Source organism: Streptomyces sp. NPDC043861 (assembly GCF_056435905.1).
This window is the reverse complement of the sequence record NZ_JBWKDP010000005.1, coordinates 227264-242283: the sequence shown is the minus strand read 5'-3', so window position 1 is coordinate 242283 and position 15020 is coordinate 227264. Positions and strand designations below refer to the sequence as shown.

11 protein-coding genes are annotated in these 15020 nt (G+C 72.7%); 8 read left to right on the top strand and 3 right to left on the bottom strand.

Going from position 1 to position 15020, the window contains the following annotated elements; all coding sequences use genetic code 11:
* The first annotated feature begins 258 nt into the window (after positions 1-258).
* Entirely contained in the window at positions 259-651 is a 393-nt protein-coding gene (locus tag AC068D_RS14615; RefSeq protein WP_478823359.1) for a guanyl-specific ribonuclease, read from the top strand.
* Between the two features lie 553 nt (positions 652-1204).
* Here the strand turns inward: AC068D_RS14615 and AC068D_RS14610 are convergent.
* Together AC068D_RS14610 and AC068D_RS14605 are read right to left on the bottom strand one after the other, a co-directional pair.
* Positions 1205-2803 carry an ankyrin repeat domain-containing protein gene (locus AC068D_RS14610; protein WP_478823358.1) on the bottom strand — a complete coding sequence of 533 codons (1599 nt, stop codon included), beginning with the start codon at positions 2801-2803 and terminating at the stop codon, positions 1205-1207.
* A 24-nt stretch (positions 2804-2827) separates the two neighbouring features.
* Positions 2828-3736 (bottom strand): hypothetical protein, encoded by a 909-nt coding sequence (locus AC068D_RS14605; RefSeq protein WP_478823357.1) that lies wholly within the window; start codon positions 3734-3736, stop codon positions 2828-2830.
* A gap of 238 nt (positions 3737-3974) precedes the next feature.
* Here AC068D_RS14605 and AC068D_RS14600 point away from each other — a divergent pair, with 238 nt between their 5' ends.
* The gene (locus AC068D_RS14600) at positions 3975-4748 is read left to right on the top strand and encodes a S1 family peptidase (RefSeq protein ID WP_478823356.1); all 774 of its coding nucleotides are present in this window, start codon (positions 3975-3977) and stop codon (positions 4746-4748) included.
* 32 nt (positions 4749-4780) lie between these two features.
* Here AC068D_RS14600 and AC068D_RS14595 read toward each other — a convergent pair whose 3' ends face one another.
* On the bottom strand, positions 4781-6526 hold the full coding sequence (locus AC068D_RS14595; protein ID WP_478823355.1) for a glycoside hydrolase family 35 protein: 1746 nt from the start codon (positions 6524-6526) through the stop codon (positions 4781-4783).
* 324 nt (positions 6527-6850) lie between these two features.
* Between AC068D_RS14595 and AC068D_RS14590 the strand changes: the two genes are divergently transcribed.
* The 6 genes from AC068D_RS14590 to AC068D_RS14565 all read left to right on the top strand — a co-directional run bounded on the left by AC068D_RS14590 (position 6851) and on the right by AC068D_RS14565 (position 14713).
* Positions 6851-7729, top strand: coding sequence for a helix-turn-helix domain-containing protein (locus AC068D_RS14590; RefSeq protein ID WP_478823354.1), 879 nt, complete (start codon positions 6851-6853; stop codon positions 7727-7729).
* 20 nt (positions 7730-7749) lie between these two features.
* A complete protein-coding gene (locus tag AC068D_RS14585; protein ID WP_478823591.1) occupies positions 7750-8079 on the top strand; it encodes a chorismate mutase in 330 nt (109 codons plus the stop codon).
* Positions 8079-9041 carry an asparaginase gene (locus AC068D_RS14580; RefSeq protein ID WP_478823353.1) on the top strand — a complete coding sequence of 321 codons (963 nt, stop codon included), beginning with the start codon at positions 8079-8081 and terminating at the stop codon, positions 9039-9041. Before AC068D_RS14585 ends, AC068D_RS14580 begins: the two co-directional genes overlap by 1 nt.
* Positions 9042-9182: 141 nt before the next feature.
* Complete coding sequence (gene pepN / locus AC068D_RS14575) at positions 9183-11765, top strand: aminopeptidase N (RefSeq protein WP_478823352.1); 2583 nt, start codon at positions 9183-9185, stop codon at positions 11763-11765.
* 111 nt (positions 11766-11876) lie between these two features.
* The gene (locus AC068D_RS14570) at positions 11877-13250 is read left to right on the top strand and encodes a pyridoxal phosphate-dependent decarboxylase family protein (RefSeq protein ID WP_478823351.1); all 1374 of its coding nucleotides are present in this window, start codon (positions 11877-11879) and stop codon (positions 13248-13250) included.
* On the top strand, positions 13247-14713 hold the full coding sequence (locus AC068D_RS14565; protein WP_478823350.1) for a lysine N(6)-hydroxylase/L-ornithine N(5)-oxygenase family protein: 1467 nt from the start codon (positions 13247-13249) through the stop codon (positions 14711-14713). The genes AC068D_RS14570 and AC068D_RS14565 overlap by 4 nt, the downstream gene beginning before the upstream one ends.
* Positions 14714-15020 lie beyond the last annotated feature (307 nt).

The window sequence follows — 15020 nt, the reverse complement described above, 5'->3', positions numbered from 1 at the left end:
AAAGGGCACAAACCCACCAAAAGATCACACCCCCCCCTCCCCCCCCCCCCCCCCCCCACCCCCCCCCCCCCCCCCCCCCCCCCCCCCCCCCCCCCCCCCCCCCCCCCCCCACGCCCGGCCGTCGTTCGGGGGTGGGATACCGCCGAGGGGCATATGTGTGTTCACACCATGGCGGTCGATCCGTGTAGGTGAATTGCACGAGAACTCCTCACGTTTGACATTGACGCGTCAATGTCTACGCGCGTCATCATGGGCTTCATGCGAATCCCCCCACGGATCACTCTGTTCGGCGGCGCTGCCGCCCTCGTATCGACACTCCTCGTCGGCGGCCCCATGGTGGCCCAGGCGGCCGCGGCCCCCACCGAGGTCGGTGAGATCTGCTACTCCGCGCTGCCCTCGCAGGCGCACGACACCCTCGAACTCATCGACAAGGGAGGCCCGTTCCCGTACCCGCAGGACGGGACGGTCTTCTCCAACCGCGAGGGTGTCCTTCCGTCCCAGTCGTCCGGCTACTACCACGAGTACACCGTGGAGACGCCCGGTTCCGACGACCGTGGTGCCCGCCGGATCGTCGCCGGTCGGGCGTCGCAGGAGGACTACTACACCGCCGACCACTACAGCTCGTTCGACCTCGTCGACCACGGCTGCTGAACACGCGTCATCACCCCCGGCCCGTGCCGCCGGTCCTTCCCCTTTCCGGCCGGCGGCACGGCTCGTTCCGGACACAACCGCCCTGCAGGCGTGGGCGGGAGCACCCGGCTCGGCCGTGGCGGGATCCGTGCCGATCCCGTTCGTTGCCCCGGTCGAACACCGGTCGCCACCGGGCGGCACCCGCTCCGGGCGGGCCCGGCCCTTGCGGAGTCCGGGGCGCGAGGGCTCCGCTTCCGGTGCTCGGCGGCCGGACGACACCGGGCCGGCCGAAGCCGGCGGTGCCCACGGGGCGGTGCGACGGACGCCGGAACCGGCCTTCCGGCAGGCCCGCCCGACTCGGTGGCGAACGCCGCCCCCGCTGCCGCAACGCCGACCCTCCCGGGGCGTCCACGGGCGGCCCGGGGCGGCACGGCCGCCCGCCGGCTGAGTCCCGGCGCAAACGGTGCGTCCCGCTCCCGGCAGACCCGAGCCGGGACCCGAGCCGGGCGGTCCCGGGCCCATCGCAATTGCCGCACCGGCAGCCCGGCCGCAGCCGCAGCGGACTCGGCCGCGGTCAGCGCGAGCGGGGGCTCACCGCCTCCAGACGGCGCCGTGCGCGCTCGTCCTCGACGTACTCGACCGCCTGCTCCGCGGTGGAGTACGCGTATCCCTCCGGGTCCTCGTCCTCGAGAATGCGGGCCAACGCCTCGATGGCCCGCCCGTCCTGACGCATCGCCAGACCCCGGGCCGCCTCGGCCCCGATGTCCGGCACCTCGTCCATGAGCCGGGCCGCGAGTGCCTCCCGTACGTCCGGACCGTCCGCCTCCATGTCCGCCAGCGCGGTCGTCGCCCAGTCCCTGACACCGTCGTCCGCGTCCCGCGTGAGGCCGATGACCACCCCGACGCCCTCGGCGTGGTCCGCGGGCACCAGTCCGTGCAGCGCGACCGCCACGCCGAACCGCACCTCGGCGTCCGTGTGCCCCGCATGCCGCAGGATCTCCCCGACCGCCGCAGGATCGCCCTGCTGTCCCAGAGCCGCCACGGCAGCCCGGATCACCTCGGTGTCGGTGGCCTCCCGCGCGAGCTCCCTCAGCAGCGGCACCACCCGTGCCGACAGTCCCGCACGCCGGCCGTTCCCGGGGCCCTGGCCGTCCGGGCGGTCCGCTGCGGGCCGGGTGCCGGCGGGATCGGCCGCCGGATCGTGGCTCTCGGCGCCGTCCGGATCCCCCAGGCCCGCCAGCACGTCGGCGGCGAAGGTCTGCCGCAGGGGTTCCTCCCATCCGCACCATCCCGCCGCGGCACGGAAAGTCTCCTCGTCACCGCGCCGCTGCAGCACGCCCACGGCCTCGGTCCAGTCGTCCTGGTCCGGATTCCCGGAGCGCAGTGCCCGCTCGGCGAGCTCATCGGCCGGTGTGCGCACACCCAGAGCGGCCTCCAGCAGTGTGGCGATGGCCGCGTGCCCGGTCTGCTGCTCGCTCCCGGCCACCCGCCCCCTGCCCCGTACCAGCTCGACGACCACGGTCGTCCCGCCGTCCTCCTCGACCCGCCGGGACACGGTGTCGAATCCCTTGTCGCCCTTGTCGCCCTCGCCATAGGTTTCGACCAGCTCCCGGCGCAGCTCCGCCTCGACGTCGAGTCCCAGCCATCTACGGGCCTCCGCCAGCGCATCCTCAGTCGGGCGGGCTCCGTGCCGCAGCAGGGCCCGTACGCAGGAGGGCGACCCGCGCCGGGCGGCGGTCACCAGTGGCGCCTCCCCGCCGGGCCCCGGCAGGTCGGGGTCCGCGCCCGACGCGAGCAGCAGATCCACCACCTCTCCGCGGCCCTGGCGGCATGCCCAGGTCAGGGCCCGTACCCCCGGCTCCTCCTCCAGATCGGGATGCGCGCCCGCCGCGAGCAGGGCACGCATCACTTCGGTGCGACCCCACACCGCAGCCCCGCACAACGGCAGCTCCGCGCCTTCGGCGCCGCTCGCCCGGTCGGGATCGGCACCCGCCGCCAGCAGGAGGCGCACCATGCCCGGCCTGTCCTGCGCCGCAGCCGTGTAGAGCGCGGTCTGTCCGTCGTCATCGGCCGTCTCCGCGGGCGCCCCCGCCCGCAGCATCCGGACGACGGTGTCGTCGTCACCCCCGTAGAGCGCCTCGAAGAGCTCTCCGGTCAGGTCCTCGGTCCTCATACCGAAAACCCTACGGAACCCCCCTCAGGTGTCGCATTCGAGAACCGTCCGGCACAGTGCACAACGGGCCCGCACCCGCCCCCGCACCGGTACCCGGATCCGCTGGTGGCACGTCGGGCAGGGGAACGACACCCGGAGCCCGCCGCCCGGCACCGGCTCGAACGCGTACGCCGAACCGGGTCCCGGCCCCGGACGGCCGGGACCGGCGGGATGGTCCTGGGCGTACCGCCGGTCCTTGGCATAGCGTCGCCGCCCGTTCCACCCGGCCGCCGAGAGCGGCGGCTGCTGCCCGTCGCGCAGCGCCTGGTCCCGGCCCTTCGTGTAGGCCGTGTAGCCCTGTGGGCTGGTGAACCACACCGAGGGATCCTCGTCGAATACCAGTGCGCGCTTCGCGAGCACGTACCCGAATTCCTCCGGGGTGAGGTAGCCCAGTTTCTGGCTGGAAACCTCGTCCTCGCGGAATGCGTCGAGCAGCAGCCACCCCGCCCCGAGATACGTCGTCACCGTGTCCGTGAGGATCTCGTTGTCGCGGGTGCCGGGAAACGAAAGCCCCAGCCGGTGCAGCAGCACATGGGTGATCTCATGCGCGAGTGCCGCGCCGATGTCCCTCCGATGTCTGCGGAAGCGGTCGTTCAGCTCGATGAAGTACTCCGGTCCCGCGGTGAGTTCCACGCTCGCCGCATGCTCCATCTCCCGGAAGCTCACGATCATCCGCGCCTCGGGCAGCCGCAGCTGATGCACCAGCGCGCGGGCCACCCGCTGCGCCCCGAGATGCAGGTCGTCCTGGTCGGAGAAGGCCACATCGGCCGGCAGGACGCTGCTCGCGTAGGCCCGCACACCGTCGTACGAGAGCCTTTTGTGCAGCGCGGTGATGGCTGCCCGCGCGGTGTCGAGATGCGGGTAGCCGTGCACCACCTCGGTGCCGTTCGCCACGCCCGTACCCCCTGCACGTGCCGTACGAAATCACCCTGAACGACGGTCGAACGCTGCCAACTCTACGGCGCGTCAACGTGTTGGCGCGCTCCGGCGCACCCGCCCGTCCTGGCCGAAAAGTGCGCCTTGTGGCCCCCCGTGCGTCGTCCTCATAATCCGGACCACGTGTTGACGGGCCCATGTCACCCAGTGGGCGGGTCCGCACGTACCGAGCAACCCCCCACGAGAGAAGGCATACGTGAACAACAAGCTTGTACGTGCCCTCAAGAGATGCGTGGCGGCCGGTGCCGTCGTACTCGCCGCGGTCAGCCTCCAGCCGACCTCCGCCTCCGCCGCCCCGCCGCCCGTCGTCGGCGGAACCCGCGCCGCCCAGGGCGAATTCCCCTTCATGGTCCGCCTCTCCATGGGCTGTGGCGGCGCCCTGTACACCAAGCAGATCGTGCTGACGGCCGCCCACTGCGTAAACGGCTCCGGCAACAACACCAGCATCACCGCCACCGCCGGCGTCGTGGACCTCCAGAGCTCCAGCGCCATCAAGGTCAGGTCGACCAAGGTCCTCCAGGCCCCCGGCTACAACGGCACCGGCAAGGACTGGGCCCTGATCAAGCTCGCCCAGCCGATCAACCTGCCGACGCTGAAGATCGCCGAGACGACCGCGTACAACAGCGGCACCTTCACCGTCGCCGGCTGGGGCGCGACCCGTGAGGGCGGCGCGCAGCAGCGCTACCTGCGCAAGGCCCAGGTCCCGTTCGTCTCCGACGCCTCCTGCAAGTCGTCGTACCCCGAGCTCGTGTCGAACGAGGAGATCTGCGCCGGCTTCAACCAGGGCGGTGTCGACACCTGCCAGGGTGACTCAGGCGGCCCGATGTTCCGCAAGGACAACAACGGTGCCTGGATCCAGGTCGGCATCGTCAGCTGGGGCTACGGCTGCGCCCGCGCGGGCTACCCCGGTGTCTACACCGAGGTGTCCACCTTTGCCACCGCGATAAAGAACGCGGCCGCAACCCTGTAACGCCACCCCGGCACCCGGAAGGGGCGGGGAGCTCAGTCCAGGCGGACGTCCTCCCCGCCCCGCTCCAGCTCCAGCACCCACACCTCGTTCGTGCCCGCCCGCAGCACCGGTCCGGGGACGAACAGGGACCTCTGTGGGCCCGCGGCCCAGTGGCGCCCCAGACAGAAGCCGTTGACCCAGACGAACCCACGGGTCCAGCCCGGGAGTTCGAGCATCGCGTCACCGGGTGACGGCACCTCGAGGGCGGCCCGGTACAACCCCGGCCCCCCGGCCCCGTCCACCGCGCGGAACGGCACCTTCGCCACCGCATCCGCATCGTCGAACGCGTCGAGCCGCAGCCCCCGCGCCCGGAAACCGTGCAGAAACTGCCGTTCGTGCAGTACGCCTGCGGTGATGCCCTTCGGCTCGGCCAGCCGCGGCCCGTAGTTCACACGCCCCAGCGACTCCACCCAGAGCTCCACCACGGCGGGCCCGCCCACCGGCCCGGCCAGTGCCGCGTTCCCCGGACCGAGCACCCCCGCCCGGACACCGTCCACGGTCACCACCGCCAGGTCCCGCAGACCCCTCACCGACAGCGGCAAGGGCTTCCGGGGCCCCGGCACCCGCACCCGGTAGCGCACCAGGCCCCGCTCCACACCGAGCTCCTCGAACGTCGGCGGCACGGGCGACTCCACCTCGGCACCGCCCAGAACGTCCAGCACCGCCCCGAGCGGTGCCCACTCGTCCGCAGACGCCCGCACGGACGACCCCACCCGGGGCGGCGCCTGCGGCACCGGCGGCAGCGGCTCCTTCGCGTATGCCGCCAACACCTCACGGAACAGCCAGAACTTCTCCGTCGGCAGCCCTGCCTCGTCGACGGGCGCGTCGTAGTCGTACGAGGTCACGATCGCCCGCAGCTCGCCGTCGTGCAGCTCGCCCGCACGATTCGCACCGGCCCAGCCCCCGAAGCTCGTGCCTCCGTGCGCCATGTAGATGTTGACCGACGCCCCGCACTCGAGGATCTCGCGGAGCGCCACCGCCGCTTCCCGTGGGTCCCGTACGACAGGCTCCGCTCCCCAGTGCCCGAACCACCCGCACCAGAACTCCATGCACATCAAGGGCCCCACGGGCCGGTGGCGTCGCAGCGTCGCGAACGCCTCCCGGGCGCCGGAACCGAAGTTGACCGTCGCCGGCACCCCGGGAACGGAGCCGCCGGTGAGCATGTGGTCCTCGGGCCCGTCGGAGGTGCACAGCGGCACCGTGATCCCGCACCCGCGCAGCAGCTCCACGACACGGCCCGGACAGGCCCCGTCGCTGCCGTAGCTCCCGTACTCGTTCTCCGCCTGCACCATGATCACCGGGCCGCCCCGGTCGATTTCCCGTGCCGCGACCTGGGGCAACAGCCGGCCGAACCACCGCTCCACATGGCCCAGATACTCCGCGTCGGCCGTCCGCACCCGAGACCCCAGCGGACCGGTCACCCAGTACGGCAGCCCGCCGTTCTCCCACTCGGCGCAGATGTACGGCCCGGGCCGCACGATCGCCCACATCCCCGCCGCCCGTACCGCGTCCAGGAACCGCCCGACGGCATCCGCATCGGCGTACCGGCCCGGCCCCGGCTCATGGAGATTCCACGGGACGTACGTCTCCACGCAGTTGAGCCCCATGGCCCGCAGCATCGCCAGCCGGTGCCCCCACTGCGCCTCGTGCACCCGGAAGTAGTGCAACGCCCCGGACAGCAGCCGCACCGGCCGCCCGTCCAGCAGGAACTGCTCCCCGCCCACCGCGAACCGAGCCACCGCGCCGCCCCCTCATTCCTCCTGCGCCCGGTTCGCCCGGACGCACACCGGCACTCCCGACACCGCACTCGCCCGCTCGTACCTCGCACGTTCGGGCTCGGCGCCCTGCGGCTGCTCGCATGCAGGCGTGTGGCGCGTCCGTGCCGGCCCACTCGCCGTTCGGCACCGGCGCGTCCCTCGCCCACTCGCCCCCGAGCGGCACCGGCACGTGCCCGCTCCGGCGAAACACGTCGCCACGATCGCCCCCTGGCGACCCGGCCGTCCATGGACAAAGATCGGCACTGTTTGGACGCGAGCACAGCCGGAGCCGGCCGGGGAGGGCCGATGTACTACACCTGGATGCGCTACTTCACGCCCCGTCCCGTGCACCACCGCCTCGGTCTGGTCTGCCTCGGCGTCGGACTGCAGCACGGCACCCTGCCCACCGTCGGACCCCGCACCCTCGACCACCACGTCGCCGTCCTGATCGGCGCGGGCGGCGGGTGGTACCGCGGCACCGACGGGCGGCGCACCACGGTCACCGCGCCGGCCGTCCTCTGGCTCACCCCCGGCGTCCCCCACCACTACGCCCCCGACCCCGGCACCGGCTGGGACGAGAGCTTCGTCGACTTCACCGGCCCCGCCACGGCGACCTACACCGAACTGGGCTACATCGAGCCCGACCGCCCCGTCGTCCCCCTCACCGACGCCGCCCCCGCCCGCGCCGCCGTCGGCCGCATCGCACGCGCGGCCCGCCAGGGCAATCCCTTCCTGGAGGTCGAGACCGCCGCCGCCGTCCATGAACTCCTCGTCGCCCTGCGCCGGGCCCGCGCCGACACCAGCCCCGACGGCGACCCCGTCCTGCAACTCCTCGCCCGTGACGCCTTCCAGCCGCTGACCGTCGCCGAGCACGCGGCCCGCCACGGAATGACCCCCGCCGAACTGCGCACCGCCGTCCGCCGCGGCGCCGGCTGCAGCCCCAAGGACTACCTCCTCGGCATCCGCCTCGGCCGCGCCAAGGAGCTCCTCGCCGCCACCGACCTTCCCGTCGCCGCCGTGGCCCGCCGCGTCGGCTACGACGATCCCGCCTACTTCTCCCGCCTGTTCACCCGGCGCGTCGGCACCGCTCCGGTCCGCTTCCGCGCACAGCAGGGACGTGCCGTGCCGGGCGGCTGGAGCAACCGCATCCCGGATCCCGAGAACCCCCCGACCATCGCCCCGTGACCGACGTAAACTGCCTGCTCATGACCACCAGCGAGCCCCGCGGGACCAGCGGGATCGACACGTCCGTCCAGGCCGAGCTGACCCGGCTGCGCGAGAGCATCGACAACATCGACGCGGCCGTCGTCCATATGCTCGCGGAACGCTTCAAATGCACCCAGCAGGTCGGACACCTCAAGGCCCAGCACCACCTGCCACCCGCCGACCCCGCCCGTGAGGCCCGCCAGATCGCCCGGCTGCGCCAGCTCGCGGAGAGCGCCAAGCTGGACCCGGGCTTCGCCGAGAAGCTGCTGAACTTCATCATCGCCGAGGTCATCCGCCACCACGAGACGATCGCCGACGGGGGCCGCTGATGAGCAGCGTCGTCCTCTTCACACTGGGCGGCACGATATCCGCGCGGGGCGGTGACGCATCACGGATGACCGGGGCCGAAGTGCTGGCCGCGGCAGGCATCCCCGTGAACGCCGACATCGAACTGTGCGACTTCCGGCGGCTGCCGAGTTCCTCGCTGTCGTTCGACGACATCGCCGCACTCGCCGCGGAGATCGAGAAGGCCTCGTCGGCCGGATCCGGGGTGGTCGTGGTCCAGGGCACCGACACCCTGGAGGAAACGGCCTTCCTGCTCGACCTGCTCTGCACGGCGCCGGCACCGGTCGTCGTCACGGGCGCGATGCGCCGCGCCGACCTGCCGGGAGCCGACGGACCCGCGAACCTGGCCGCAGCGGTCGCGGTCGCCGCCGACCCGCGCTGCCGGGACCTCGGGGTGCTCGTGGTGTCCGCCGACGAGATCCATGCCGCACGCCATGTGCGCAAGACCCACACGACGTCGGTCGCCACGTTCGCCTCGCCGGGCGCGGGCCCACTGGGCACCGTCGTGGAAGGCACGGCCAGGGTGCTGCTGCGACCGGTACGCCCCCTGGTCGAACGGCCGTTGACGCTTCGGCGCCCGGTGCGGGTGGGCCTGGTCACGCTCGCGCTCGGCGACGACGGCGCACTGCTCGAGTGCCTGGACGACCGCTTCGACGGCCTGGTGGTGGCCGCCTTCGGCGCCGGCCACGTCCCGGCCCGGCTCGTCGACCCGCTGGAACGGCTGGCCGCCCGGATGCCCGTGGTGCTGGCCTCCAGGACCGGCGCGGGCGCACTCCTCAGCCGGACCTACCGGGGCCCCGGCTCGGAGCACGACGTCCTCTCCCGCGGCCTGCTCTCCGCGGGCCACCTGGACGCCCCCAAGGCGCGGCTGCTGCTGCACGCCCTGCTGGCGGACGGCGCGGACCCCGACCGCATCGTGCGGACCTTCGACGCCGTCGGGGGCTGACGCGCCGCTCCCGCCGGGGCGGCCCGGGACCGCTCGGCACCCCGAAGGCCGGGAGCCGCCGCACGGCACGCCGGAGCCGGCGGAAACCCGAGCACGCTGAGAGCGAATCCCCCGTGCTCCCGGCCCACCCCATCAGGCAGCATGGCCCCCATGCCCGTACTGACGCGCGACGAAGCGCAGAACCGAGCCCAGCTCCTCGACGTCCACCGGTACGAGATCGCTCTCGATCTCACCACCGGCGTGGGAGTCCCCACGGCGGAGCTTGCGGAAGAGACCTTCGGCTCACGCACAGTGATCCGCTTCACGGCCCGGACAGCCGGGGACACCTTCGTCGAGCTCAAGCCCGCCACCCTGCGCTCCGTCACCCTCGACGGACACCCCCTCGACCCGGAGACGCTCGACGGGAACCGGCTCCCGCTGAAGGGACTCACGCCCGGGGAGCACGAGCTGCACATAGACGCCTCGATGCACTATTCGCGCACCGGCGAAGGCATGCACCGCTTCACCGACCCCGTCGACGGCCGGACCTATCTGTACACACAGCTCTTCATGAACGACGTGCAGCGCGTCTTCGCCGCCTTCGACCAGCCCGATCTCAAAGCCGTCTTCGAGGTGACCGTCACCGCACCCGAGGACTGGACGGTCCTCGCCAACGGCATCACCACCCGCCACGACGACGGCCACTGGACCGCCGCACCCACGCCCCCGATCTCGACGTACCTCGTCGCCGTGGCCGCCGGCCCCTGGTACTCCGTACGAACCGAGCACGCGGGCCTGCCCTTCGGCATCCACTGCCGCCAGTCGCTCGCGCCCCACATGGACGCCGACGCCGAGGAGATCCTCGACGTGACGCGTGCCTGCTACGACCGCTACCACGAGAAGTTCGAGGAGCCGTACCCCTTCGACTCCTACGACCAGGCATTCGTCCCCGAGTTCAACGCGGGCGCCATGGAGAACCCCGGACTGGTCACCTTCCGCGACGAGTTCGTCTACCGCTCCGCCGTCACCGACACCGAGCGCCAGAACCGCGCCATGGTCATCGCCCACGAGATGGCCCACATGTGGTTCGGCGACCTGGTCACCCTGCGCTGGTGGGACGACATCTGGCTGAACGAGTCCTTCGCCGAGTACATGGGCTACCAGACCCTCACCGAGGCCACCCGCTTCAGGAACACCTGGACCGACTTCGGGATCACGAGGAAGTCCTGGGGCTACGACGCCGACCAGCGCCCCTCCACCCACCCCGTGGCCCCCGACCCCGAGGCCGTCCCCGACACGGCGTCGGCGATGCTCAACTTCGACGGCATCTCCTACGCCAAGGGCGCCTCCGCACTCCGTCAGCTCGTCACCTGGCTCGGTGAGAAGGACTTCCTCGCCGGAATCAACCTCCACTTCACCCGCCACCGCTTCGGCAACGCCTCCCTCGCCGACTTCATCGACTCGCTCGCCGAGACCACCGACCGCGACGTCCACGCCTGGGCCGAGGCATGGTTGCGCACCACCGGCGTCGACACCCTCACCCCGGCCGTCACCGACACCGACGGCGGCTGGCGCCTCGGCATCGCACAGAACGGCAGCCGTCCCCACCGCATCGCCGTCGCCGCCTACGACCGCGACCCGGTCGACACCCGCAGCCTCGTCCTGCGCGAACGCTTCGAACTCGACGTGCCCCAGGGCGGGGCCACGACCCGCACGGGCCGCCGCCCCGCACTCCTCGTCCTCAACGACGGCGACCTCACCTACGCCAAGGTCCGCCTCGACCGGGCCTCCGAGGAGTCCGCGCTGCGCCACCTCTCCGGCATTCCGGACCCGCTCACCCGCACCATTGTCTGGAACAGCCTGCGCGACATGGTCCGTGACGGTGAACTCCGCCCCGTCACCTACCTGGAGACCGCCCGCGCCCACCTCCCGCACGAGGCGGACCTCGCCCTCGTCCAGGGCGTCCTCGGCTTCGCCACCGCCCACATCACCGACCGCTACCTCGCCCCCGGGGACCGCACCGCCGCGCTCGCCCTGCTCACCGACCTCACCCGCGACCTGATCCGCCGCACCGAGGACGGCCGCAGCCCCGGACTGCGGCTCACGGCCGTACGGCACTTCATCGACGTCGCCGCCCAGCCCCACGCCCTCCACGACTGGCTCGGCGGCGGCAGCGTTCCGGGCGGACCCGAGCTCGACCCCGAACTGCGCTGGCGCATCCTTGCCAGGCTCGCCGTCCTCGGCGCCACCGACGAGTCCGAGATCGCCGCCGAGCTCGACCGCGACCCCAGTGCCACCGGCCTGGAAGGCGCCGCCCGCTGCCGCGCCGCTCTCCCCACCCCGGAGGCCAAGGCCGCCGCCTGGTCCCGGCTCTTCGAGTCCGACGACCTCTCCAACTATCTGTTCGCCGCGACCGCACAGGGCTTCTGGCACCCCGAGCAGGCCGATCTCGTACAGGAGTACGTCCCCCGCTTCTACCCGGCGGCCGTCGCCCTCGCCGCCCGCCGGGGACCCGCCATCGCCGAGGCGGCCGGCCGCTACGCATTCCCGTTCCACGCCGTCGACCCGGACGCGCTGCGCCTCGGCGAGGACTGCCTGCGCGACACCGAGATGATCCCGGCCCTGCGCCGCAAGCTCGTCGACCAACTCGACGACCTGCGCCGCGCACTGGCAGTACGGGACACGACGGGCGGGGCACCCGGGGCAGGGGCGACCGAGCAGCCCGGGCAACCGCGGAAGCCGTAGCAGCCGCGGGGGAGTCCCCCTTTCGGGTTGAGAACATCCGGACGCCGAGTGGTGCGGGCGGGGACGAGTCACTCTGGTGCAGCCGTCCGCACACCAGAAGGACCCGTCCGTATGACCATCCCGCCCCTGGCCGGAGGGGCCGCCGGGCACGACGCCCTGCGGCCCCTTCTGGCCGTCGTGCTCGACGCGTTGAGGGACGGCGCGGCCGCCCGCGGCGGACCGCTGCCGTCCGGCGGGCCCGAGGCGGTGGACCGGGGAGTACGGGAAACCGTCGCCCCCGTGATCCCCGAGCACGGCACCGGAGCCGACGAAGCCCTTCGGGTGCTCGTGCGCCTCCTGGCCGGCGGCGCGTCCGACCCGGCCGACCCGCTGTGCGCCGCCCATCTGCACACCCCGCCCCTCGCACTCGCCGTCGCCGCCGACCTCGCCGCATCCGCACTCAACCCCTCGATGGACTCCTGGGACCAGGCACCCGCCGCATCGGCCCTGGAGACCGAGGTCACCCGGGCGCTGGCCGCCGAGGTGTATCCGCACGCCGCCCGCCCCGACGCCGTCGTCACCTCCGGCGGCACCGAGGCGAACCAGCTCGCCCTCCTCCTCGCCCGCGAGCGCCACGGCCCCGTCCGGGCCGTCTGCGGCCCCCACACCCACCACAGCGTCGGCCGCGCCGCCTGGCTGCTCGGCCTCCCCCCACCGGTCACCGTCCCCGCACCCGGCGGCACCACCGATCCCGCCGCGCTCGACGACACCCTCGGGCGGCTGCACGGCCCCGTACTCGTCACCGCCACCGCCGGCACCACCGACGCGGGTCTCATCGACCCGCTCCCCGACATCGCCGACGTCTGCGAACGGCACGGAGCAGAGCTCCACATCGACGCCGCCTACGGCGGAATGGTGCTCTTCAGCCCCCGCCACCGCCATCTGCTCCAGGGCCTCGACCGCGCCCGGACCGTCACGCTCGACCTGCACAAACTGGGCTGGCAGCCGGTCGCCGCAGGGGTCCTCGCCGTCGCCGACGACACCCTGCTCGCCCCCCTCGCCCACACCGCCGACTATCTGAACGCCGACGACGACACCCGAGCGGGAATCCCCGACCTCCTCGGCCGTTCCCTCCGGACGACCCGGCGCCCCGACATCCTCAAGACCGCCGTCACCCTCCGTGCCATCGGCCGCAGCGGCCTCGCCGGACTCATCGACCGCATCCTCGCCACCGCCCAGGACTTCGCCGGCCTCGTGGAGAACCACCCCGGGCTGGAGCTCCACGAACGGCCCGTCCTCTCGACCGTCCTCTTCCGCCCGCGCGGAGCGAGCGACGACACCGTCGCCGGCATCCGCCGCACACTCCTCCACCAGGGCCGGGCCGTCCTCGGCCGTGCCCGCGCCGACGACCGTCTCTGGCTCAAGGCCACGCTGCTCAACCCGCACGCAGGCCCCGGCGACCTCGACACCCTCATCGCACTTGTGGAAGGCAGCATCGCCCGATGAACGGCACGCCCGCCCCCGACGCCCACGACCCCGACCGGCCCCACGACCCCGACCGGCCCCACGACCTGGTCGGCATCGGCATCGGGCCGTTCAACCTTTCCCTGGCCGCGCTCGCGCAGGGAATACGGTCCGCAGAGGGACCGGGCGCCATCGCCGCGGCCTTCTACGAGCAGCGCCCCGCCTTCCACTGGCACCCCGGACTGCTCATCGACGGCGCCACCCTCCAAGTGCCTTTCCTCGCCGATCTGGTGACCCTCGCCGACCCCGTGAGCCCTTGGTCCTTCCTGAACTACCTCAAGGCCCGGGACCGGCTCTTCCCTTTCTACTTCGCCGAGAAGTTCCACATCCAGCGCGCCGAGTACGACGCGTACTGCCGCTGGGTCAGCGGCATGCTCCCCGGACTCCACTTCGGCCACCAGGTCGACGCCGTCCGCTGGAACCCCGAACGGTCCTTGTTCGAGGTCGACTTCACCCGGCTCGACCCCTGTGGGGGAGCGGAGTCACTCGGCCGGGCATACGCCCGCCACATCGCTCTCGGCATCGGCACCGAACCCTTCGTCCCCGAGCCGCTGAAGCCCCTCGTCGAGGCTCCGGCCGTCCCGGTGCTGCACTCCGCCCACTACCTAGAGCACCGCGAGCAGCTCCTCGCCGCCGAGCACATCACCGTCATCGGATCCGGCCAGTCGGGTGCCGAGGTCTTCCTCGACCTCCTGCGCAGCCGCCCCGCCGGAGCCGAGAAGATCCACTGGCTGGCCCGCACCGAGGCCTTCGCCCCCATGGAGTACTCGAAGCTCGGCCTGGAGCACTTCACACCCGACTACACCCGCTACTTCCACGCTCTGCCCGAGGCCGTACGGGACGGGCTCGTCCCGCAGCAGTGGCAGCTCCACAAGGGCATCGACGCCGACACCATCGCCGCCATCCACGACGAGCTCTACCGCCGCACCCTGCACGGCGGCTGGCCCGACGCCGTCCTCACCCCCGGCGTCCAGGTACGCACCGCGGGCCGTGTCGCCACCACCAAGGTCGAGCTGCACCTGGAGCACCTCGCACAGGGCACCCGGTCCCGCCTCGTCACCGACGCCGTCGTCCTGGCCACCGGCTACCGCGAGCGGCCGCTCGACCGGATCCTCGCCGGACTGGACCCCTACATGCGCCGGGACTCCTCCGAACGCCCCCGGGTCGACGACCAGTTCCGCCTCGTCCTCGACCCCCTGGTCACCGGTTCGGTCTACGTCCAGAACGCGGAACGGCACACACACGGGGTCGGCTCCCCCGACCTCGGTCTCGCCGCCTGGCGCAGCGCGACCATCCTCAACTCCCTCACCGGCAAGGAGCCCTACCCGCTGCCCCGCCGCACCGCCTTCACCAGCTTCGGCCTGGAACGGCGGGAGGCACCCGGCATCCCCGGCCAGAACCCGCCGCTCACCCCCCTGCAGGACGCGGCGGCCCGGAGGAACTGACGGCAGGGCGACGGGGCGCAGCGCCGGCCGCAGGCACGGAGCGCCGCCGTCACCCGGACCCGCACCGTGCTCAACCGGCAGCAATCAAACCGGCTTTGCAGTACGGAGCGGGGATGCCCGGTGCGAAACCGGCCAGGGCGCGCGGGGCGTTCGAGCACCAAGGCCCCCGTGCGTCGGGGATCCGGGATCTCCCTCTCGCACGGAGGCCTTCGCGTGGACCGCGACGGTCAGGGCACCAGCGCCCGGGCAGGATCCAGGGCCTCTCGTTCGGATCGTGCCGGGCTCGTGTGCCCCGGTGCGTACGCTC

Excerpts from the sequence above, each read along its gene's own strand:
- AC068D_RS14590 (WP_478823354.1), top strand. The coding sequence starts at position 6,851 with ATGTACTACACCTGGATGCGCTACTTCACGCCCCGTCCCGTGCACCAC.
- AC068D_RS14580 (WP_478823353.1), top strand. The coding sequence starts at position 8,079 with ATGAGCAGCGTCGTCCTCTTCACACTGGGCGGCACGATATCCGCGCGG.
- AC068D_RS14610 (WP_478823358.1), bottom strand. The coding sequence starts at position 2,803 with ATGAGGACCGAGGACCTGACCGGAGAGCTCTTCGAGGCGCTCTACGGG.
- AC068D_RS14570 (WP_478823351.1), top strand. The coding sequence starts at position 11,877 with ATGACCATCCCGCCCCTGGCCGGAGGGGCCGCCGGGCACGACGCCCTG.
- pepN (WP_478823352.1), top strand. The coding sequence starts at position 9,183 with ATGGCCCCCATGCCCGTACTGACGCGCGACGAAGCGCAGAACCGAGCC.
- AC068D_RS14615 (WP_478823359.1), top strand. The coding sequence starts at position 259 with ATGCGAATCCCCCCACGGATCACTCTGTTCGGCGGCGCTGCCGCCCTC.
- AC068D_RS14585 (WP_478823591.1), top strand. The coding sequence starts at position 7,750 with ATGACCACCAGCGAGCCCCGCGGGACCAGCGGGATCGACACGTCCGTC.
- AC068D_RS14565 (WP_478823350.1), top strand. The coding sequence starts at position 13,247 with ATGAACGGCACGCCCGCCCCCGACGCCCACGACCCCGACCGGCCCCAC.